Source organism: Paradesulfitobacterium aromaticivorans (genome assembly GCF_054657415.1).
This window is the reverse complement of record NZ_BAAHYT010000010.1, coordinates 1,791,425-1,810,711: the sequence shown is the minus strand read 5'-3', so window position 1 is coordinate 1,810,711 and position 19,287 is coordinate 1,791,425. Positions and strand designations below refer to the sequence as shown.

Here is a 19,287-nt window from a genome sequence, read left to right as displayed (position 1 = left end):
AAATAACAAGCTGTGCTATGAACCTTATACTAAAAATTTCAGACTAAAGCCTACGCTTAATCCACTCTCTGGTTTTCTCGATCCCCTGTTCAAGTGTAACTTCAGGTTCCCAGCACAGCAGCTTTTTAGCCTTTTGATAATTGCACAAGAGCTTTGGTATCTCACTTTGCGGGTGAATATGCTCAACATCCCGGATTAAACCAGGATCTTTACTAATAAGCAAAGCCAGTTCGTTTACGGAGATATCGCGCCCTAAACCGGCATTGACGATTTCCCCGTTTACTTTATCATTAAGTCCGGCAGCAACTACAAACCGGGCGCAGTCTTCGACATAAAGCAGATCCCGGGTTTGTTCACCGGATCCGTAGATATTCAGATATTCTTGTTGAAGGGCTTTTGAGATAAAAATACTGACAACTCCGCCCTCTCCAGATGACTTCTGGCGCGGTCCATAGGTATTGAACGGCCTGACCACAGTGACGGGTAAGCCGTAAGCGTAGTAATAGGACAGTACCAGATTCTCCCCGGCAATCTTAGAACCGGCATAAGGAGATGCCGGTTTAACCGGAGCCTTTTCGTCAATGCCGGAATCATTGGTGGCCCGATCATAAACCATGCAGGTGCTCATAAATACCATTTTGACTTTGTGTTGGCGGCATGCTTCTAAGACATTAAACGTGCCAACACCATCATTTTCAAACGTGGTCCTCGGATCATCGATACTGTCTTGCACATTGATACTGGCTGCGAGGTGGTAGCAGACATGAAATTGATTTTGAAACAAATCCGCTAAAATTTCCTGGTTGCGAATATCCCCTTGAATAAAACCTCTGAAATGAGGATGGACCAAATACTCACGGATGTTCTCCTCCGAACCGTTTGCTAAATTATCCAAAACCCAGACATCATGCCCTGCTTGTAAGAGCCCATCTACGACCCAGCTCCCGATGAACCCTGCTCCCCCGGTCACCAACATGTTCATGTGCTTCACTTCCTAGATCAAATCTTCTGCTTCCAGCAATCTCCGAATCTCTTCTCTGCTCAGAGCTTGTCCAAATTCCGAACTATAGTTTGCTTCTAAGGCCTTGTTCACTGGTCGATTTTTGGGAACTGCATCGATAAACGGGGAGGAGATGGCATACATATGTGGATACTCAAAAGCATGCTTTGCTTCTTCCAGAGTCATAAGCTCTTCATACATCTTTTCTCCTGGCCTTAACCCGATCTGTTCAATCTCCACGTCCTTGACGGAAATTCCATATTTCGCACACACCATTTCAATAACCACGTGAGCAAGATCCTCTAAGCGCACGATCGGCATCTTAAAGACAAAAACTTCTCCCCCCTGAGAATGTTTCATCGCTTCCATCGTGAGCCGTGTAGCCTCAGAGATCGTCATCATAAAGCGCGTCATATCAGGGGCAGTCAACGTAATTTTTCGCTCATTCAAAATTTGCTCTTTAAATAAGGGAATGACTGATCCGCGTGACCCCATGACATTCCCGAACCTTACCGCCGCAAATAAAGTTTTGTTACTTCCCTTTTGATACTCAGCCGCGGCAATTAAGCGTTCAGCCATCAATTTTGTAGCACCCATCGTGTTGGTCGGACTGATGGCTTTATCAGTGCTTGTGACGACGACACGTTTGACCCTAGTTTCCAGTGCCGCCTGAATCACATTTTGGGTACCAAGAATATTCGTTTGCACTGCTTCAAAGGGATTGTACTCACAGGCCGGAACATGCTTTAAGGCTGCCGTGTGAAATACATAGTCGATACCTTCAAAGGCCCGGAGCAAACGGGAGTAATCACGAACATCCCCCAAGAGAAAGCGGATATTCCCCTGATCTCTGAAAGCCTGTTGCAACTGGAACTGTTTATATTCGTCCCGGCTGAAAATCCGGATGACTTGAGGCTGCTCAGTAAGGAGGGCCTTTAACAGAGTTGTTCCGATCGTTCCGGTTCCGCCTGTAATTAGAATTTTTTTGTCCTTAAACACCCCGTACAACCCCTCTCCCAAAGCGGGACTGTTCTGTTACTCTTACTCTTCCAGTCTCAGTTGTATCGATGACAGAGATTTATTAAGAATCAGCTTGAGCTCACTAAGCAGTTGCTTTAGGCTGATTAAAGCTGCCTGGAGAACTTCCTGTTTACTGGCTAGGTCCGGCATGATTTCCGTCGAATTTGAAATTTCCATCTCGGACATGATTCGGACATATTCAGGTCGAAACAGGGAATAAACCCATGAATCGTTGGCACTGACATCTTTAAAGATATTAAGCACCTTATCTAAATAACCTTTTTTCAATGTCAAGTTCAGACTGCTATCCGTGATTCGTTCACATAAGATAATCGCTCTACTCAGTTCCCGCTCATGAGATTCAAGCTTACGGACCCGTTGTTCGAAGGAGGACTCAACTTGCCCCAGCCTCAACAGGAAATCCGCCTCCGTCTTTTCCACCATGCCATCGACCCATTCATTGAATGATGGTTTCACAGGGGCATCGTTCCCAACATATTTCTCCAGCGTTTCTTCCAGGCTCATTTGCATAGTGCCTTTGATCCTAGCCCCACCTTCGGTGGCATTGATAAGCAGTGTCGGAAATTTTTCCAGGAAATCTTCGTACCAATCGCGAAATGCCTTCCAGCTAAGGGTAGACGGAACCTTTTCACCATAATAACCCTCAAGCTGCACCAAGCCAGGGCTGTCCCGCTCAATGCGATCGGTTTCGTAAACAGTGCCCTCGCTATGGGTGTTCCCCCCTTCTCCGAGAGCCAAATCCTGACCAATCAAGATAATTGGGGCCGCACCGCAATGGCGGGCGAAGGAGAAAGCCATATGGGTGACCGACAGACCCACTGGCAAGCATTGACTTCCCAAGGCTTCTGCCAATTCATTCTCATAATATTCCCCTCCACCGAGCACATAGATCGTATGTTTGAATCGGCTGACACAGCGAGCATCGACGACGGGGTTAGACACAAATACTATGGATTCCGGTATCTCGTCACGGACGTAATGTAGTTCCGGAATCAACGGTGTCCTATCTAAGCTAAATGTAGCATCTGGCACAACACCACTATCCAGCAATTTATTAAAAGACGTATTGACACAGAAAATGGTGACTTTGTCCTGCCATTGTTTCAATACGTCAATATTCTTCGCTAACGACGGCCCAGCCAACGCAATAACGATAGGCCTTTTCCACTTTCCTTTCCATACCGAGGGAAAAGGACTCCGAAGAATCGGTTTCAATTGATCGGTGAGGTTTTTTAGTCCATCAATCGGCCAACTGACATCAATCCCCATCGCTTGACGATGATAGCGAAAGGTATCCATGACAAGACGGCGCACCTCTTGAACCCATTCCAATTCAAAGCGATATTTTGGTGCGAAATAGACAAAATTCATATGGTGAAGCTTGATCATTACGTCAAGAATGATGAAAAGGCCATCCAAAATGAGTCTTATCTCACTCGGAGTGCCAAAAGCTAAGACAACTCGTCCGGAAGCAAGTATCTCCTCGAAATCAATGACGAACATGGCCGCCTGAATAACTTCCCAGTCTGATTCCAGGACAAAAATGAGACAATCCGATCGTGTCTTTCCGAGTACTTCCACAAGTTGATATCCCAAACCAAGCCCAAAAAGAAATACAGATAATTGCAGAGAGAAATCCTCCTCAACCATACTCTGTTCGGCTTCAAATAGAGGATCATACTCACTATGGAGCAAAGCTGACTGTGAATCGTAAGCCTTGCGTGCCGTATAGTAACCGCGCTCCCCAGAGTATACCTGCAAAGTCGAATTCTTTTCTACTATCTTTAAGTCTTTTTCCTGAAAACCTTGACTGATTAAGAACGCTAGGTTTTTCTCGTATAATGTTTTCATATTGCTTCCTCTGGTATTCGTTTAATGAAAGGAACAATTCGATACAGGAGCAAATCAGCCAGATGGACATAATTCTTAGAATTAATATCAACCAATCCCTCTTCTAGCAACATCTTGAATTCCTGCCGCAACCCACCCGTGGTGAGAGAGCGTTCTATTTTACTTAACGCATCACTCACAGCTTCGAGTCCTTGTTCATCATCCAAACGCATAAACTTTGATGCGATTGTCATCACTTCAGTAGCTAATTCAGCGTTTTCCATGCTATGCTCCTTAATTAACCAGCCTTCTTCGCCGCTTCGATCCACATATCCCGATAACCTCTCAGGAAATCCTCGACCGGCTCTAAATAGGCAGCTTTTTTCTCTATATTGGCTTTAATTACTTCGTGAAGATAAAAGTCATACAACTGGTATAAATTTTCCGCGATCTCACCTTGACTCAGATCGAGTGAGACAATGAGCTCAGACAGGATATCCTGAACCTTAAGCAAGTGGGCGTTAGCCTTTTCAAAGTCTCCTGCTTCCAGAGCCGCTTTCCCTTGTTGCAGGAAACGAATCGCTCCATCATATAACATAATGAGCAACTTAGCCGGGGAAGCAGTTTCAACGGCCCTTTGGCGATAGACCTCGTACTGATTGTGCACCTGTTGTGAATTTAACATCAACACTCCTTCTTCCTATCATTTCTTAGATGCAGTCAACGCATTAGTTTGATTCGTCAACCAGCTGCTTTGCATATTGAGGCTCGATAGCAAACCCTCTAGATTGGAAAATTTCAACTTCAAGCGTTCTTCATAGGCAGTAGCCCGCTCCTCAAAACTCCGAATCCGGTCATCGACATCTTTAATTTGGTTGCCTAGGTTATTCTGGACATCGTTAATGCGTCCGACAAAGCTGGCCAATGGGTCAATGTAGGCATGGAAAATGTTGGCGACCCCTTCGTAGACCTTATTGGTATAGTCGTTTTTCGGAGTAATTCCGCCATAGGGAGCACTAAACAAATTCGCTACCCCTTGCGGATTACTGGCTAGCATGTCGTTAAATTTGGTTGTGTCAAAGGATAGGGTTCCTTCCTTATCGACAATCTTTATCCCTACGTCACTTAAAAGTTTAGGCGATGTCGCATAAAATTCGCTGCCAATCATAGTTCTCAGGCGGGACTGTATCCCTTGGAGCATGGAATCCCCAAAGAGATCGCCGGCTTTTTTCGTGTCGGGATCATAACTTAGCTTGTCAGCAATAAAAGATTTCACTGAATTATATTGGTCGACAAAACTCTGAACTGCTTTTTGCGCAACACTGGGATCACTCGCTAGGGTAATCGTGGACTGGGAAGAATCCTTGAGGAGATTAAGCGTTACCCCTTGAATGGCATTGGTAATCGTATTTACAGCACTACTATATTGCAGGCCGTTGACTGTGAACGTTGCATTCGTGGCCGACTGAATTTTTCCGCCGAGCGTGGGGTCTGTCAACCCAGCCGTGCGGTCATAGGCTGTCCCCGTGCCATCTACTATACCCATTTTATTAAGTACCAAGTTTGGGTCTGTAAAGGTGATCGGATCGGCAGGGCCCGCTGATCCTGTCTTATTGGAAATCACCTCCAGACGGTAATTCCCGGTACTGGTCTGGGTCAATGAAGCCGTAACTCCAGCACCAGCGTTATTGATAGCATCACGGATGTCTCCAAGTCCGGGGGTCGGATTAGTGGTACTGTTCTTCACATAAATTGATTTCGTAACCCCACCCACCGCAATCTGGAAATCCCAGTTGGAGAAGGTACCGGAGTCCGTATAACTTCCAAGCGCGCTCGCTAAGGTCGTATCGGTAAATTCCGCACTCACTACTGCTTCCGCCTTAGCGGTATTGGTCACCTTAACCGTATAGATTCCAGGAGTGGCGCTGCTTCCTGCTGTTCCGGTTATGGCTGTTTGATCACTAGAACTTAAAGTTGCAGCGGTCCAGGTTGAGGCACTCTTAAGCGTAGTGAGTGTATTGTCCAACGCTAACAGTCGGGAATTTACATCCCTCCAAGCATCCTTTTGCGTTTGTAGGCTGCTTTTCTGGTCATTCAGTTTATTCTCAGGCAGTCGGTATACCTGAACCATTCCGGAAATAATCCCCGAAAAATCATATCCTGAAAGGCCTGGCAAATTAATGGACATTTTTATCACCCCTTACAGATATTTATCCAAAAACACTCCAGTCATCTCTGTGAAAGAAGCCAGCATATCCAGAATGCGTTTGGACGGGATCTCTTCAATCACTTCCCCACTGTCACGATTGAGTACCTTGACCATGATCCGGTGTGATCGTTCATGCACGCTAAATTCCCAGCGCTTATCAATGATTCCCATCAGACGATTCATCTTCTCGGTTGCTTTTTCAACCTCTTCCCGCGGAACTTCCTCCCGAGCTGACGGTACCTCTTCTTTGCTGATAACTTTCGGACGTGAAATTTCGCTCGCACTATCTAATTTCTGTTGCGGAAAAGGATCAAAACCCCACATCTGATTTTGCGGCAAACCTCCCGGTGGAATGATTTTGCTCATAACAAACCCTCCCGACATCGATGTGATCAGGCTATCCTGCCTAAGGATAGGAGGAGCCGGCCGGCAGTCAGCGCCGGCCGGCTCAATGAGATGCAGCCTGAACCTAAATTAGGCTAGCCGTTTCTTAGCCCAGTAACTTAAGAACAGCCTGAGGGGCTTGGTTAGCCTGAGCAAGCATTGCGACACCGGCTTGGCTCAACACCTGATTCTTAGTGAACTCAGACATTTCCTTCGCCATATCGACGTCACGGATACGGGATTCAGCCGCTGTCAGGTTTTCCGAGGCGGTACCTAAATTAGCAATGGTATGCTCCAACCGATTCTGCAGGGCACCCAATTTAGCACGTTGAGTTGATACTGTGTCAATCGCCTTGCTGATCAGCCCGATAGCAGTATTGGCAGCGGTATAACTGCCAACCGAAACTCCGTTGATGGACAAGCCGGCTAAAGTCATAGTGTCAATAGCAATAGTAATAATTTGGGCTTTATTAGCACCCACCTGAATTTTGCCAATGCCTGCGGTAAGGGACCCATTAATCAGCTTTTTGGTATTGAATTCTGTGGCACTGGCAATCCGGTTGATCTCATTTTTTAATGCAGTGACTTCTTCGTTAATTTGTGTGCGGTCAGTGGAAGTATTGGAGTCATTAGCAGATTGTACAGCCAACTCCCGGATTCTCTGCAGGATGGAGTGGGTCTCATTGAGTGCGCCCTCTGCGGTTTGGACCAAAGAGATACCATCTTGAGCATTCCGTTGCGCTTGATTCAGGCCTTTGATTTGCGCCCTCATCTTTTCGGAAATGGCCAATCCAGCCGCATCATCGGCCGCCTTGTTGATCCGATAGCCAGAGGACAGTTTCTCCAAAGAACGTTGCATCGCGTTGTTGGTTGCGGTTAGGCTGCGTTGAGCATTTAAGCTCCCCATGTTGGTGTTGATGATCATGTCTTTTCCCTCCATGTACTTTATTGCGCCCACATCCATGTGCAGCGCTTTTTTAGTAATATCGTCTCCCGCCGGCGAAGGAAAACGTCTTACACTTTAATCATCGTTATTTTTTATGAAATAAAACAAGGTCAAATTCGTTAAATTTCTGAGTAAATCTGCTGCTTACATTAAATTGCTCAAGATTTCGGGCTTTCCTGCCATATTATTCATCTTTCTCAGGCTTCGTCAAAGCGGGCAGTACACTTAGATCAAGGTATTGCAGCGCATCTGTCATATTAATAGCAGCTTCCCGGTTCTGCTGTTGAACCTCTTCATATACTTCATTGCGCAAAATCTTAATTGTGGGCGGAGCCTTGATGCCAAGGCGCACCGTATCTCCTGAGACCGCAACCACGATGATCTCAATCTCATCTCCGACTTTGATTTTTTCGTTAACTTTGCGCGACAGAACGAGCATTAGCCTTCAGCCCCTTTCCGTGCTTGCTGCTTAACGAGGGGCTGCCTGCTCGCATACCGTTCATCATCCAGGATAATTTGCACTCCGACCTTTTCCTCTCGATTAAGTATGAGAGGAGCTTTCAAATTTACCGTGCTGCTGTGGACATCCTGACGATTTAAGGTTAGAACTAACCATACGTCAAAATTCAGGTGAGAGTCCGACTCCCTACCACATCTTAATTCTCGTTTGGTTTCGGGATCAAGTTCCCATTCATAGTCAACATCCATCACCTCTGGCCGCACCAGAATGAAGCCTATCTTTTCGTCATTGGCGGCAACAAGCTGAGCTAAAGCCGTGTCCTCTTCAAAGAGGCGAAAATACCGAGTCTCTTCGAAACCCGGAAGGCCTTTGGGAAAAAAATATAGTTCTTCTGCCTCTTGAGGCTTTAAGTCCTGTAATGCACTCATATTCCTTTCTCCTATCCTTTGCTATCAAAGACTTCGCCCACCGCGTGATATTCGATCGATGACTTTTGCTCCAAATAGCTTTGAACTTTGCCGTATCGAAATTCGGTTGACACCGAACCCGCAGTATAATCTCCCACGACACCGCCTAATTCTACTGACCACCTAAGAGACCCCTCGCGCACGAAAAAACGGGCAGGTTCAATATTCACAAGCTCCAGATCCCTTTCCGGCGGTTGTAGGGCATTATTCACCACTTGAGCGATAGAGATGCTCTTTTCGATATGCCCAAGAGCATTCCCTTCTTGCGCACGGCGCCCGATCCCTTGTTTAACGGTCAACTTCGCATCCTCATTAAATTGGCGCTGTTGGGCCTCAAGACCCCGGTATCCAATGGATTCCCAATATGGACTCCAATCTAAATCAATCTGAAGTGGAGTATTCTCCGGGATGATCTGTGCAGATCTTTGTTTAAGATCCAATTGAGCCCGGTTAATGCTAAGCATAAACTCAAAAGGATCTGTTTTTACTCCGATTCGCCCATACTGTTGATATATCTGTAAATTGACCATTTATACCCTCATTACTTCAAGAAATCCACCAGGGACGGTTGAATAATCTGAGCTCCTACAGCCAAAGCGGAGCGGAAAACATTCTCCTGGTTCTTAAAATCCACGATAGTTTTGGCCATGTCGGCATCCTGAATATCCGAGAGGTTTTGCTCCAAGTTATATGAGGTGGCATCCAATTGGTCGCGGATCGCTGTCATGCGGTTAATCCGCGCCCCGAGACCGGCCCGCAATTGTTGAACTTTATCAAGGTTCTGATCCAAATCATCCAGCGTAGCGGAAATGCCTGTAGTATTATCAGTTTCTAACGCTGTAGCCAAATCGTCCAAGACACCAGAAAAAGAGCTGTTGGCAAACATCCCTTTACCACTGGGGGTGGTTCCAATTTCATTTGTAAATAAATCCTGTCCATTTACAGAAATGTTTACTGTTACATTGTTGCCCACCTGGAAATTAACCTGGTCAGAATTCCCCAACCAAGGACTAGCTGGCGTTGGGATCGGTTCTTGGTCTGTTTTTGTCCCTGAAAATATATATTTCGTCCCAATTTTTGTATTGGCAACCACCCTCAATTGTTCAGCAAGCTGGCGCACTTCTGTGGCAATGCCTGCACGTGCATCCGGGGGCGTTGTATCGCTAGCACCTTGGACAGCCAGTTCTCTTACTCTTTGAAGCATGGAAGTCATCTCACCCATGATACTGTCCGTGGTATTCATATAACCAAGGGCTTCACCTGCATTGTTTGACCACTGTTCGACCATTGAGATATTCGTTTTCAGCCTTAAGGCGCTTTCGATCCCCACTGGATCATCCGAAGGCCGCGAGATGCGGTGGCCTGTAGACATCTGATTTTGCAGTTCATCCATTCGTCCCTGGGCTGTTTCCAAGTTGCGCAGCAAGTTCCGGGACAACATATTATTAGTAATCCTCATCGTAATTCACTCCCATTTCAGCGAAAGTCCCACCTTATTGATCATTGGATAATTACCTCGTAACTCCCATCCTGTTCACGATCGTATCGAGCATATCATCCATCATCGTTACAACCCTTGCCGCAGCGGAGTAGCTCTTTTGAAATCTCACCAGATTGGTCATTTCTTCATCCAAAGACACTCCGGAAAGGGATTCGCGTTGATTGCTCAAATGTGTGACCAGCACATCTTCTCCCGCTTTCATCCGGTCAGCCTGTTGCACGTCAATTCCCATCTGGGCAATGTTAGCCCCATAGAAATCTCCGAAAGAAGTAGCCGCAGATGTAGGGAAGGGGCTTGGAGCTGCAGCCCAGCCGTTAGCCAAAGATGAGATTTGTTGGGCAACACCCCCATCCCCAATTTCCGCTCCTATAGGACGCGTGGCAATATGGCTTAAATCATCAACGTAAGGGTCTAAAGCAATATTTGCGGCCGTTGTCGAAGCCGGATCAAAGAAATCGCCCTGGACTCCGGCAGTCAGACCTTCACCCGTATTATGCAGAGTGTTCACGGTCTGGGCTATGCCTAATGCGAGGTCATCCAAAAACTTCTGCAGAAAGTTAGGCAAATAATCATCGCGTATTTCCATGTTTGCCTGTAAACTCCCCAGCCTGTCTCCCAGGTTAAGGGCAGCCCCTGGGTTAGGTGCACTCGCGTCCCACTGAACCACGGCAAAACCATTGCCATTGACCGCAGTTTCATCCAGTTTATAGGCCGTTGTGTTGCTAACCAAGATTTGTGGTGGAGTTGTCTCAGCACCGATATTAACCTGGTAGTTATGCACTTCGCGGTCGGTAAAGTTACTGTCAATCGTTTCGACAACTCTAACGCTGACAATTTTAGAAAGGTCATCCACCAAAGAATCTCGTTTGTCTCTTAAATCATTAGGATTGTCACCCGCTACTTCCGCCCTTTTTATCTGTTCATTGAGATCTGCAATTTGTTCGGAGTAACTGTTGATTTGATGAATCTGGACCCTGACATTAGCGTCCATGTTATTTTTCATATCCGTAACCTGCTGGGCTAGATGATGAAAACTGTCAATCAAGGTTAAAGCCCGCTCATGAACTACGGAACGGGCTCCCATATTCTCAGGATTTTTCGAGAGATCGCTCCAGGCAGTCCAAAATTTATTCATGTCATCATGCAGGCTGTTTTCGGAAGGTTCGTTGAACATGCCCTCCACTTTCTGCAGAGCATCTTGCCGACCGCCCCAGTACTCCTGCTTGGTGGTTTCCCAGCGGTACTGGCGGTCGACAAACGCATCGCGAGCCCGGGTAATGTTTTCCAGGGTTACGCCGGTGCCCACACTTAGGCTGTGCCCTAAGCTATTAATCGTATCCGGGGTGGTAGATTTCATGTTAGCAACTTGCCGGGTATACCCCTGGGTATTGGCATTGGCGATATTGTGGCCTGTTACATCCAAAGCGTACTGCTGTGTCTCCAAGGCCCGACGCGCCAGCTCTAACCCAAAAAAAGTAGAGTGCATTTCTTCTCTCTCCTCTAAGCTGTGCAACTTCAGTTAAACGCTTTTATCTAAAATACGGGCATGTTTAGACCCATCTTTCACTTCTTTTCCAGGACGGGAATACGTACTCTTGTCCTCCTGTGTCAGCATATTGAGCGTGACATTTACAACCTTCACCGCCTGCTCTAAAAGCTCTGTGTTTATTTCATGAGCTTCCCTAAGCCGGGAAAGCACATTGTCTAAATCCCTGCGAACTCCTTCCAACTCGGGATAATGCTCCGCTAATTCGGCTAACGTCAGGTCTTCCGGAGCCTTGCCCATTTCCCTGCCTATCTGCTCCGCCCACAGGAGGCGTTCTTTTTCTAAACGTCCTCCTTCCAAAAGGAGCTGCTCTTCCTGAACCGTAACCACTTCCAGCTCTTGCAGGTTGTTTTTAATCAATGCCTGCTGCTTAAGCTCTGCCAGACGGTTGAGTTCACTGTAAACATTCGTTTGCCGTTTTAAGTTCTCATTTAAGCTTTGCAGCACTTCAGACATGTAAAAACCCCCTGGCAATTAAGACAATTATTTCCTAGATTTCCTGGGACAGCAGCCTTTCAGCTACTTTCTGGGCGTTTACCTGAAACTCCCCGTTAGCGATCTGTTCAGCTAAAGTGCGCACACGTTCCTCGCGTACCTCAGGAATCTCTTTCACTTTTTGCAAGAGAGCCTGATATACTTGTGCCTTCTCCGATACTGCTACCTCGTCAGCGCCTTGGGACAGAGCTTTCCCTTTTGCCTGCCCTACCCTGTTTGTCGCTTGGACACTCCCAACCGGGGAAATAGAGGTTCCATCGATTTTCATATAACTCACTCCCGAATCTATCTCTGTTTTTATAAGTACTCCCTCATGTTCTACATTTTAGCGACTAGACCCTTCTGCAATATTTATCGGCATAAGTGCGATGAAACTTTATAGTTTTCCGTGAAATTAAATTTCTGGCTTTAATGTCGTTTTTTACTGTATAATGGTCACAGGCATAGAATCTTGTCCACATGGGAGGTGATTCGTGCTCACCCTTGCCTGGCAAAGGTGGAGGCACGGCAGTTGCATGGATTTATCAACAACCTTAGGAATTATAGCCGGAATAGGGGCTCTACTTGTAGGTTTTATCCTGGAAGGGGGCAATGCCGGCTCACTTTTGCAGTTTTCTGCCAGCATCATCGTGTTTGGTGGCACAATCGGCGCAGTTGTCGCCAGTTTTCCGCTCTCCGAACTAAAGAAGGCTCCTCAATGGTTCAAAATTGCCTTTGGCAATCAGTCTTTTGGTTCTGCCGAAGCTTATGAAACCCTGATCCGCTTCGCGGAAAAAGCCCGGCGGGAAGGACTTTTGAGCCTTGAGCAGGAACTCGAAGTTGTAACTGACCAGTTTACCCGGCAGGGAATGCAGCTTGTCATCGATGGCACTGACCCGGAAATCACGAGAGAGATTCTCGAATCTTACATAGCAGTCTTACGCAAGCGTCACAAAGTAGGGATACATGTTTTTGAGGCGGCAGGAGGATACTCCCCAACCATGGGTATTATCGGGACAGTGATGGGGCTGGTGCACGTTCTAGGCAACCTCTCCGACCCCAGCGCCCTCTCGAGCTCGATTGCGGCCGCTTTTCTTGCCACCCTTTACGGCGTCGGTACAGCAAACTTAGTCTGGCTGCCAATAGCCACCAAACTGAAAATAAAAGACACCTTTGAAGTGGCGGCCATGGAAATGATCCTGGACGGCATCCTTTCCATCCAGGCTGGAGAAAACCCCTCAATTCTTAAAGAAAAACTTAAAACCCACCTTGGCAACATCCCTGAGCCCCAAGCCAAAGAAGATGAAGCCGGAGCCGGAAGGGCCGCCATGGGCGAACTTCAGTAAACTGTTTGGTAGCAGATTGCAAGCTGTTAATTAGAGTTGAAAGCATAGGGGGAGTGATTAGATGGCGAGAAAGAAGCAGGAAGCCGAACAGGAAAAAGAAAATGGCGAACGCTGGCTCCTCACTTATTCCGACCTTATTACCCTCCTCATGATCTTTTTCGTTGTACTCTACTCCATGAGTAAAATCGATGCCGATAAATTCCGGGCGGTTGCAGACTCACTTAATAAAGCACTGGGAGGCGGCACCCCGTCTAAAGTTGAAATCGCCGACAGTCCCATGGGTCCATCCCTGTTTCAGACCGGAAACCCACAGACGAACGCTACAACACCCGGGAAAACAGACAAACCTGATAACAGTGCCAACTCAGAATATGCCGGACAAAACCAGAGTGAAGGGAGCGGCAACGCCGAACAGGAAAACCTCACGATTGAAGGAATCAAAGCAAGGCTCGATCAGTTTGCGACCGACAACGGCTTCGAAGCCAAGCTTGTAAGCTCGATCGAAGAGAGAGGGCTGGTCGTCAGTATCCAGGACACCCTTCTCTTTGACAGCGGCTCGGCCGTAATTACTCCAAGAGCCCGCGAAATCCTAAATAAAATCAGTACGGTACTTGCCAGTGCACCTAACTACATAAAAGTTGAAGGGCATACGGACAATTTGCCCATCCATACCCCTCAGTTCCCAAGCAACTGGGAATTATCCGTCCTGCGCGCGACCAATGTCGTACAGATTATGGCAAGCGACGGCGGAGTTAATCCAGACCGCCTTTCGGCTACGGGCTACGGAGAATACCGTCCTGTCGCGACCAATAACTCAGAAGCAGGCCGTGCGCGCAACCGCCGCGTGGACCTGGTGATTCTGCGTTCCAAATATGATTTAACCGAGCCTGGTAAAAAACTGATCGCAGAACCAATTCCTCAGAGCCAGCCTTAAGCGACAATAACACACTCTAAAAAGCCGCTATCCTTACCGCGCGCTCAAGAATACTCACAGCCAGGCGAAGCTGGTCGGGATTAAGATTTTTAACATCATCCTCAGGCGTATGGTTTTGGGCAAGCCAAGACTTAGCCAGCAATGTTACAGCCGGAATTCCTTTATGCGCAAAACTTATATGATCACTGTTATGGCCATTGGTGGGACCCAAGGGCGCTGATGCCCCCGCCTGGGCAGCCGCATCAGCGCAAGCTTTAGCCGCACGGTTTAAACCGTCAGCCCAGAGCATGAAATCTCCTGTAGGCCCGTTCGCGACAGTATCTACATTAAGCACTGCGACTAAGCTGGCAAGAGGAAAACTCGGACTCCGGACGAAGGCATTCGAACCTAAAAAACCCATTTCTTCTGCACTCCAGAAAGCGGCAACAACCGAACGTTTGGGTTTCATTTCTGCACGCACCAGTCTGCGCATTACTTCCAGAACACAGCCAACCCCGGATGCATTGTCATTTGCACCCGGGTAGAGCTTGTCTTGGTAAACTCCAAGGTGGTCGTAATGGGCACTTATGATAATAATCTCTTCCGCGTTCTCCCCCGGCAAAGCACCAAGCAGATTGAGAGCAGGGCTTTTTAGTCCCGCTTGGGGGCGCATAACTAGGCGCCCGTTAACGACAGTGGCCGCAACCTCGGGAATAGTAAAAGCATGGGCAAAACCGGGCTTCCCGTCTTGCTTAAGGCTCCCCATGGGGACTAAGCCAATGTCGGCCATTTCGTGGATCAGGTATCCAGCAGCTTTTCCCTCGCCGACGGTCCCGGCACGCCTACCCCCAAAGTCTAAGCTAGCTAAAACATTCACATCGTCCCAGGCAGTCCGCTCTAAATGCGCTGCTGCCAAGCGCTTAAAATTCATCTGTTCATCCTCTGCAGGCGAACGGACGAATTTAACCGCCGGGCGCTCTACCCAGGATTGGAGCGACCCCTGCAAGCGCCGTGGCAAGCCAGTCCAAGGGAGAGCCACTGCACCTAAACCACAAAGGAGCTTTATAAAAGCACGGCGCGTCTGCACAATCGTCTGTTCCTTTCATTTTTACTAAAATATCCAAGGCAAAGGAGACCTGCACCTATGTCCATGCGTATCGAGCGCACAGGGCAAACCACCGCCAACGAACACGCAAATTCAAAATCCTCCCTTGCTGGTGAAGCTGACTTTCGCCAAGCCTTGGCCAAAACTCAGCGCATGCAGGAGCAGGAGCTGGCACAGTTTTTAGCCAAGCTGAGTGATCAGGGCCAGAAACTGAGCAAGTCCCTCTCTTTAAGCGACTTGGCGGATTTCCGGTCTTTAGTCAAGTCCTTTTTACGCTCAACCTTTGGTCAGAGCCGTCAGCTCCAGGAAGAAACTTTCTGGGATTATGGCGGCAGGCCCAAAGTGATGGCCCGCATTAGCCGCATTGACCATGCCCTAGAAGAACTTGGTCGCAAAGTTTTAGCAGAGCAAGATAAACCCTTGGAGATTTTGAAGAAAATAGACGAAATCCGCGGGCTTATTGTCGACTTATTCGTCTAGACCTTGGGACAAGGTAGGATTTTTTAACCCGGGCCCAGAATACAATAAAGTAAATCTTAGACCAGGCACTACTTAAGTTTAATAACTGAAGCCTGGAAAGGAAATTCTCGCAGAACGAGGTGCAAAATGCTTCTCTTTCCCGATTCAAACAGCTATGAAGGATTCGTTAAAGCCTTTTTGCCGAAAAGCGGTCTCGATCTTAACTTCTATAAGCAAAACCAGATGCAGAGGCGGATCCTAAGCTTTATGAATTCGCACGGGTACAAAACTTATCCCGAGTTTTTGAAGGTCCTCGACCAAGACCGCCAACTGTATGACTCTTTCTTTAAGCATTTAACAATTAATGTCTCGCAATTTTTCCGCGACTTTAACCAATGGAAAACCCTGCGTGAAACGATTATCCCCAAACTTGTACAAGGAAAAACCTCGCTCAAACTTTGGAGCGCAGGCTGTTCGAGCGGTCAAGAGCCCTATTCCCTGGCGATTACGATGCTCGAATACTTTCAGAACGTGCGCTTCACGGTCTTGGCTACCGACATTGATGCCAACGTCCTGCTCCAGGCCAAAGAGGGAATTTACAAGCAGCAGGATTTTGCCAGTACCCCGCCCGAGCTTCTTAAAAAATATTTTACTTCTTCAGAGAAAGGGTATCAAATCAATAATGCCGTTAAACGCACGGTTACTTTTCAGACCCAGAACTTGCTTACAGACCGCTTTGATACAGGGTTTGATTTTGTCGCCTGCCGCAATGTAGTAATTTACTTCACCGAGGATGCCAAGGAATTACTTTATAAAAAGTTTACAGAATCCCTGCGTCCCGCTGGGATCCTCTTCACAGGCAGCACCGAGCATTTATTTGGCATGAATCATTTGGGGCTACAGCCGGTGTCATCTTTTTTCTACCAAAAACACGGGAAATAGCGCTATTCAAGTACTCAGAATTCAGAATAATGTAGAATATGGTTACCGGTTTCCACACTGACTACTGACTACTGACTACTGACTACTGACTACTGACTACTGACTACTGACTACTGACTACTGACTACTGACTACTGACTACTGACTACTGACTACAAAGTATTATCGCACATTTTTTTACTTCTTGGATACTCTTGTACATTTATTTAAGAAAAAGCTCTAACAGTATTTTAATTTACTAGCTTTTGTCGGAGAATTATTCACCGCAAACCTTTCCGGATTTGCTACACTGAAAGCAGTTGATGTTAGGTTCTTCACATCTAACAGAGGGAAAAAATTGGGAAGGTGGGGTTTACTTGTTCTTTCAGGGCCGTCTGATTATCGGGTACATCCAGGAGCCGGAGTTAAACCGCTACAAGTTCCAACTTGCAGGAGGGGATGAATTAACGGTCGGCAAAGAGGACTTTATCGCTCGTTGGCAGGAGTACCGCAATTATGAAAATGAACGCGCCTCCCAGCAAAGTTTAGAACATTACCGCCCGCTTCCGGTGACTTTAGAAATAAGGCATTCTGTAATGCTTTTACCCGCCAACGTTAATTTGCGGCGCAGACGCCAGACGGCGTAATATAATAAATTTAAGGGCTCCACATCCTGTAGTTTTACACACTTCAGGGTGAGCCCTCTATATTTTTATTCTTTTGATGTTACAACCGAAACCCTATTTTTGCCTCGAACAAGCTTCCTTTCGTTCAATGAACAAAACTAGGAAACAAGTTTACGAACACCCTAGCGGAGTAGGTTCATACTGACTCACTAATTCTATTATAGTGGTTTATAAATTCCTCCAATTCATAAGTAATCCCTTTGCCCTGGTGTTCCAGCGATACCTGCTGGTCCGTAGGGTTATACCCAATGAATTTCATCCCAAGTTGTTTAGCCATTTTAGCTAACTGGATCCGTGCACCTCTGCCAAAGTCTTTAAGCACCATCGCCACACGCCCCTTTGATTCTTAGGATTTACCCCTAGGGATTGCTTACTGCCAATATTAAGTTTTTCTTGCTTTTTTCTTCCTGGCTCCTTCCGTCACTCTGGGATTTACACCCTTGCGTCTTATAAGGAAGACATCCTTGCTTATGCAAGCATAAGCCTCTTACTGTCATAATACCGCACTTTCTACCGGGCCGCAACTTCCCTTTTGGCCTAAAGTCGGCGGAAATTAGTCCTTAGCTCCTGCCAAACAGCCCTAAAATGCTAATTCCCAGTAAAATAAAAGCGCTCCCCATAATTTTCGGCAAAGAAAAAGATTCATGCAAAAACACTGCTGCCAAGATAAAGGCTATAACATAGCCCAGAGAAACCATGGGATAGGCCACGCTTAACTCCCAGCGTGAGAGCACAACCAGCCACAAAACGGAACTTACAGCGAAACACGCAAATCCAAGAAATATCGCCGGAGTGAAAAGAATATGGATTAACTGTCCCCAAATGCCGTTAGCCGTTACGTTCTTAAAATTCGTCATTCCAAGCTTTAGTAAAAATTGCCCCGTGGCTCCGAGAAGGATGGATACAAAAGGAATGCCCAAACTTCTTAAATCAATCGTCATCATAGACTCCTTTTTCTAATGATATAAGATAATCCAAGATGGATCTTCATGTTAATTTTAACCAATTAGCTCTTGACTTACAAGCCCCCCCCAAAAAAACTGAAGGGAAACCGGATGCCGAGGCATCTCAGTTTCCCATGAGCATGGCGAAGTCTCCGTTAAGCCGAGTTCTGTTCCTCTCAGAGAGCACGGTTCAGAAAGTCCAAGGCCAGAAAGGTACCCTGCTCCGATGAAGCAAGGTGGATTTTGTCGGATACTCTGTACATAATATTGAAACCATAGCCTAAAGAACTCTTGGTGGAATATCCCTGACGAACAATCATGTGGGGAAGCATAAGCAAGTTCAGACCGGGCCCTTGGTCTGCTACGATCACCCGCATCCCGTTTCCTGTCTCCCGAATTTCCATCTTTCCGCTGTGAGCATGCTTAAGCACATTGGTAACTCCCTCTGACACAGCCAGCATGATATGTAAAATCCGTTGGCGATCCCATCCTCCGGCTCCTAAAATATTCCTGATCAGCCCCCGGGCAGCGTCCACATCGGCCGGACGCTTGATCTCCAACTCGGCCTGGAGTGTGCCAGCCGATCTTAACAAACCGGTCTCCCAGTCAGCAAGTAACTCAAACTTCCCGGCACTGACGGAATGCAAAACATCTCTGCACATCTGAAAAACCTTTTCCCTCTCCCCCATGGCCCTGCCTCCTGCTGTCACGCGCATCCAGTCTCATGAATTCCCGGCTCGATTTTTTTCGAAAATTTCAGCACCAAAGATCTCCGGCAGCCCCAAGATATCAAAAATCTCAAACAAATCAGCCGAGATATTTATGATTTTAACATAGACCTGGCGTTCTCGGAGTTCGGTCACGGCTTTGCTAATCCCGCCGATGCCGGTTGAATCTATGAAAGTCACCCCGGCTAAATCCAGGTCAACTTCCTTCACCCCTGCCAGCCCGCTTACGCCTGTCAGAAGGAAATCGACCGTAGAAATATCCAATACCCCTTCCAGAAAAAGCACAGCCCGCTGCTCAGAGATCTCCGTCCGTATTTGCAACAACAT

Annotated in this window: 25 protein-coding genes; 5 read left to right on the top strand and 20 right to left on the bottom strand. The window is 47.1% G+C overall.

Annotation, left to right across the window (positions count from 1 at the left end):
- Positions 1 to 43: 43 nt before the first annotated feature.
- The 15 genes from ACYQ2N_RS14595 to flgM all read right to left on the bottom strand — a co-directional run bounded on the left by ACYQ2N_RS14595 (position 44) and on the right by flgM (position 12,147).
- Positions 44 to 982 (bottom strand): dTDP-glucose 4,6-dehydratase, encoded by a 939-nt coding sequence (locus tag ACYQ2N_RS14595; protein ID WP_459999972.1) that lies wholly within the window; start codon positions 980 to 982, stop codon positions 44 to 46.
- A 12-nt stretch (positions 983 to 994) separates the two neighbouring features.
- On the bottom strand, positions 995 to 1,999 hold the full coding sequence (locus ACYQ2N_RS14590) for an SDR family NAD(P)-dependent oxidoreductase (protein ID WP_459999971.1): 1,005 nt from the start codon (positions 1,997 to 1,999) through the stop codon (positions 995 to 997).
- A 42-nt stretch (positions 2,000 to 2,041) separates the two neighbouring features.
- Positions 2,042 to 3,892, bottom strand: coding sequence for a motility associated factor glycosyltransferase family protein (locus tag ACYQ2N_RS14585; protein ID WP_459999970.1), 1,851 nt, complete (start codon positions 3,890 to 3,892; stop codon positions 2,042 to 2,044).
- Positions 3,889 to 4,155 (bottom strand): hypothetical protein, encoded by a 267-nt coding sequence (locus ACYQ2N_RS14580; RefSeq protein ID WP_459999969.1) that lies wholly within the window; start codon positions 4,153 to 4,155, stop codon positions 3,889 to 3,891. Before ACYQ2N_RS14580 ends, ACYQ2N_RS14585 begins: the two co-directional genes overlap by 4 nt.
- 14 nt (positions 4,156 to 4,169) lie before the next feature.
- Positions 4,170 to 4,556, bottom strand: a complete 387-nt coding sequence (fliS, locus tag ACYQ2N_RS14575) for a flagellar export chaperone FliS (RefSeq protein ID WP_459999968.1) — start codon at positions 4,554 to 4,556, stop codon at positions 4,170 to 4,172.
- An 18-nt stretch (positions 4,557 to 4,574) separates the two neighbouring features.
- The gene (gene fliD, locus ACYQ2N_RS14570; protein ID WP_459999967.1) at positions 4,575 to 6,059 is read right to left on the bottom strand and encodes a flagellar filament capping protein FliD; all 1,485 of its coding nucleotides are present in this window, start codon (positions 6,057 to 6,059) and stop codon (positions 4,575 to 4,577) included.
- Positions 6,060 to 6,071: 12 nt separating this feature from the next.
- Entirely contained in the window at positions 6,072 to 6,446 is a 375-nt protein-coding gene (locus tag ACYQ2N_RS14565; RefSeq protein WP_459999966.1) for a flagellar protein FlaG, read from the bottom strand.
- Between the two features lie 124 nt (positions 6,447 to 6,570).
- Positions 6,571 to 7,389, bottom strand: coding sequence for a flagellin N-terminal helical domain-containing protein (locus ACYQ2N_RS14560; RefSeq protein ID WP_459999965.1), 819 nt, complete (start codon positions 7,387 to 7,389; stop codon positions 6,571 to 6,573).
- A gap of 205 nt (positions 7,390 to 7,594) precedes the next feature.
- The gene (csrA, locus tag ACYQ2N_RS14555) at positions 7,595 to 7,849 is read right to left on the bottom strand and encodes a carbon storage regulator CsrA (RefSeq protein WP_459999964.1); all 255 of its coding nucleotides are present in this window, start codon (positions 7,847 to 7,849) and stop codon (positions 7,595 to 7,597) included.
- Positions 7,849 to 8,298, bottom strand: a complete 450-nt coding sequence (locus ACYQ2N_RS14550) for a flagellar assembly protein FliW (protein WP_459999963.1) — start codon at positions 8,296 to 8,298, stop codon at positions 7,849 to 7,851. The genes csrA and ACYQ2N_RS14550 overlap by 1 nt, the downstream gene beginning before the upstream one ends.
- 11 nt (positions 8,299 to 8,309) lie before the next feature.
- Positions 8,310 to 8,867, bottom strand: a complete 558-nt coding sequence (locus tag ACYQ2N_RS14545) for a DUF6470 family protein (protein ID WP_459999962.1) — start codon at positions 8,865 to 8,867, stop codon at positions 8,310 to 8,312.
- 11 nt (positions 8,868 to 8,878) lie between these two features.
- Positions 8,879 to 9,796 (bottom strand): flagellar hook-associated protein FlgL, encoded by a 918-nt coding sequence (flgL, locus tag ACYQ2N_RS14540; RefSeq protein WP_459999961.1) that lies wholly within the window; start codon positions 9,794 to 9,796, stop codon positions 8,879 to 8,881.
- Between the two features lie 52 nt (positions 9,797 to 9,848).
- Entirely contained in the window at positions 9,849 to 11,324 is a 1,476-nt protein-coding gene (gene flgK, locus ACYQ2N_RS14535) for a flagellar hook-associated protein FlgK (RefSeq protein ID WP_459999960.1), read from the bottom strand.
- 33 nt (positions 11,325 to 11,357) lie between these two features.
- Positions 11,358 to 11,840: a flagellar protein FlgN gene (locus ACYQ2N_RS14530; RefSeq protein WP_459999959.1), complete on the bottom strand. Its 483-nt coding sequence runs from the start codon at positions 11,838 to 11,840 to the stop codon at positions 11,358 to 11,360.
- A 34-nt stretch (positions 11,841 to 11,874) separates the two neighbouring features.
- The gene (flgM, locus tag ACYQ2N_RS14525; RefSeq protein ID WP_459999958.1) at positions 11,875 to 12,147 is read right to left on the bottom strand and encodes a flagellar biosynthesis anti-sigma factor FlgM; all 273 of its coding nucleotides are present in this window, start codon (positions 12,145 to 12,147) and stop codon (positions 11,875 to 11,877) included.
- Positions 12,148 to 12,394: 247 nt separating this feature from the next.
- On the opposite strand from flgM, the gene ACYQ2N_RS14520 reads away from it, so the two are divergent.
- Both ACYQ2N_RS14520 and ACYQ2N_RS14515 read left to right on the top strand, forming a co-directional pair.
- Positions 12,395 to 13,204 (top strand): flagellar motor protein, encoded by an 810-nt coding sequence (locus ACYQ2N_RS14520; RefSeq protein ID WP_459999957.1) that lies wholly within the window; start codon positions 12,395 to 12,397, stop codon positions 13,202 to 13,204.
- A 61-nt stretch (positions 13,205 to 13,265) separates the two neighbouring features.
- Positions 13,266 to 14,138, top strand: coding sequence for a flagellar motor protein MotB (locus ACYQ2N_RS14515; RefSeq protein WP_459999956.1), 873 nt, complete (start codon positions 13,266 to 13,268; stop codon positions 14,136 to 14,138).
- Positions 14,139 to 14,154: 16 nt separating this feature from the next.
- Here ACYQ2N_RS14515 and ACYQ2N_RS14510 read toward each other — a convergent pair whose 3' ends face one another.
- Positions 14,155 to 15,204, bottom strand: a complete 1,050-nt coding sequence (locus ACYQ2N_RS14510) for a M28 family metallopeptidase (RefSeq protein WP_459999955.1) — start codon at positions 15,202 to 15,204, stop codon at positions 14,155 to 14,157.
- A gap of 57 nt (positions 15,205 to 15,261) precedes the next feature.
- Here ACYQ2N_RS14510 and ACYQ2N_RS14505 point away from each other — a divergent pair, with 57 nt between their 5' ends.
- The 3 genes from ACYQ2N_RS14505 (at position 15,262) to ACYQ2N_RS14495 (ending at position 17,249) form a co-directional block, all read left to right on the top strand.
- Complete coding sequence (locus ACYQ2N_RS14505; protein WP_459999954.1) at positions 15,262 to 15,702, top strand: YaaR family protein; 441 nt, start codon at positions 15,262 to 15,264, stop codon at positions 15,700 to 15,702.
- 126 nt (positions 15,703 to 15,828) lie between these two features.
- A complete protein-coding gene (locus ACYQ2N_RS14500; RefSeq protein WP_459999953.1) occupies positions 15,829 to 16,623 on the top strand; it encodes a CheR family methyltransferase in 795 nt (264 codons plus the stop codon).
- Positions 16,624 to 16,979: 356 nt separating this feature from the next.
- Entirely contained in the window at positions 16,980 to 17,249 is a 270-nt protein-coding gene (locus ACYQ2N_RS14495) for a hypothetical protein (RefSeq protein ID WP_459999952.1), read from the top strand.
- Positions 17,250 to 17,424: 175 nt separating this feature from the next.
- Here the strand turns inward: ACYQ2N_RS14495 and ACYQ2N_RS14490 are convergent, their stop codons facing one another.
- The 4 genes from ACYQ2N_RS14490 to ACYQ2N_RS14475 form a co-directional block, all read right to left on the bottom strand.
- The gene (locus tag ACYQ2N_RS14490) at positions 17,425 to 17,613 is read right to left on the bottom strand and encodes a Rossmann-fold NAD(P)-binding domain-containing protein (RefSeq protein WP_459999951.1); all 189 of its coding nucleotides are present in this window, start codon (positions 17,611 to 17,613) and stop codon (positions 17,425 to 17,427) included.
- 235 nt (positions 17,614 to 17,848) lie between these two features.
- A complete protein-coding gene (locus ACYQ2N_RS14485) occupies positions 17,849 to 18,229 on the bottom strand; it encodes an EamA family transporter (RefSeq protein ID WP_459999950.1) in 381 nt (126 codons plus the stop codon).
- A 179-nt stretch (positions 18,230 to 18,408) separates the two neighbouring features.
- A complete protein-coding gene (locus ACYQ2N_RS14480; protein ID WP_459999949.1) occupies positions 18,409 to 18,921 on the bottom strand; it encodes an ATP-binding protein in 513 nt (170 codons plus the stop codon).
- A gap of 33 nt (positions 18,922 to 18,954) precedes the next feature.
- Complete coding sequence (locus ACYQ2N_RS14475; protein ID WP_459999948.1) at positions 18,955 to 19,287, bottom strand: STAS domain-containing protein; 333 nt, start codon at positions 19,285 to 19,287, stop codon at positions 18,955 to 18,957.

What these genes read in the sequence shown, in the direction of transcription:
- ACYQ2N_RS14500 (WP_459999953.1), top strand. Translation starts at nt 15,829, where the DNA reads ATGCTTCTCTTTCCCGATTCAAACAGCTATGAAGGATTCGTTAAAGCC.
- ACYQ2N_RS14475 (WP_459999948.1), bottom strand. Translation starts at nt 19,287, where the DNA reads ATGTTGTTGCAAATACGGACGGAGATCTCTGAGCAGCGGGCTGTGCTT.
- fliS (WP_459999968.1), bottom strand. Translation starts at nt 4,556, where the DNA reads ATGTTAAATTCACAACAGGTGCACAATCAGTACGAGGTCTATCGCCAA.
- ACYQ2N_RS14530 (WP_459999959.1), bottom strand. Translation starts at nt 11,840, where the DNA reads ATGTCTGAAGTGCTGCAAAGCTTAAATGAGAACTTAAAACGGCAAACG.
- ACYQ2N_RS14595 (WP_459999972.1), bottom strand. Translation starts at nt 982, where the DNA reads ATGAACATGTTGGTGACCGGGGGAGCAGGGTTCATCGGGAGCTGGGTC.
- fliD (WP_459999967.1), bottom strand. Translation starts at nt 6,059, where the DNA reads ATGTCCATTAATTTGCCAGGCCTTTCAGGATATGATTTTTCGGGGATT.
- ACYQ2N_RS14490 (WP_459999951.1), bottom strand. Translation starts at nt 17,613, where the DNA reads ATGGTGCTTAAAGACTTTGGCAGAGGTGCACGGATCCAGTTAGCTAAA.
- flgK (WP_459999960.1), bottom strand. Translation starts at nt 11,324, where the DNA reads ATGCACTCTACTTTTTTTGGGTTAGAGCTGGCGCGTCGGGCCTTGGAG.
- flgL (WP_459999961.1), bottom strand. Translation starts at nt 9,796, where the DNA reads ATGAGGATTACTAATAATATGTTGTCCCGGAACTTGCTGCGCAACTTG.
- ACYQ2N_RS14560 (WP_459999965.1), bottom strand. Translation starts at nt 7,389, where the DNA reads ATGATCATCAACACCAACATGGGGAGCTTAAATGCTCAACGCAGCCTA.
- ACYQ2N_RS14550 (WP_459999963.1), bottom strand. Translation starts at nt 8,298, where the DNA reads ATGAGTGCATTACAGGACTTAAAGCCTCAAGAGGCAGAAGAACTATAT.
- ACYQ2N_RS14565 (WP_459999966.1), bottom strand. Translation starts at nt 6,446, where the DNA reads ATGAGCAAAATCATTCCACCGGGAGGTTTGCCGCAAAATCAGATGTGG.
- ACYQ2N_RS14580 (WP_459999969.1), bottom strand. Translation starts at nt 4,155, where the DNA reads ATGGAAAACGCTGAATTAGCTACTGAAGTGATGACAATCGCATCAAAG.
- ACYQ2N_RS14515 (WP_459999956.1), top strand. Translation starts at nt 13,266, where the DNA reads ATGGCGAGAAAGAAGCAGGAAGCCGAACAGGAAAAAGAAAATGGCGAA.
- csrA (WP_459999964.1), bottom strand. Translation starts at nt 7,849, where the DNA reads ATGCTCGTTCTGTCGCGCAAAGTTAACGAAAAAATCAAAGTCGGAGAT.
- ACYQ2N_RS14485 (WP_459999950.1), bottom strand. Translation starts at nt 18,229, where the DNA reads ATGACGATTGATTTAAGAAGTTTGGGCATTCCTTTTGTATCCATCCTT.
- ACYQ2N_RS14520 (WP_459999957.1), top strand. Translation starts at nt 12,395, where the DNA reads ATGGATTTATCAACAACCTTAGGAATTATAGCCGGAATAGGGGCTCTA.
- ACYQ2N_RS14585 (WP_459999970.1), bottom strand. Translation starts at nt 3,892, where the DNA reads ATGAAAACATTATACGAGAAAAACCTAGCGTTCTTAATCAGTCAAGGT.
- ACYQ2N_RS14505 (WP_459999954.1), top strand. Translation starts at nt 15,262, where the DNA reads ATGTCCATGCGTATCGAGCGCACAGGGCAAACCACCGCCAACGAACAC.
- flgM (WP_459999958.1), bottom strand. Translation starts at nt 12,147, where the DNA reads ATGAAAATCGATGGAACCTCTATTTCCCCGGTTGGGAGTGTCCAAGCG.
- ACYQ2N_RS14480 (WP_459999949.1), bottom strand. Translation starts at nt 18,921, where the DNA reads ATGGGGGAGAGGGAAAAGGTTTTTCAGATGTGCAGAGATGTTTTGCAT.
- ACYQ2N_RS14545 (WP_459999962.1), bottom strand. Translation starts at nt 8,867, where the DNA reads ATGGTCAATTTACAGATATATCAACAGTATGGGCGAATCGGAGTAAAA.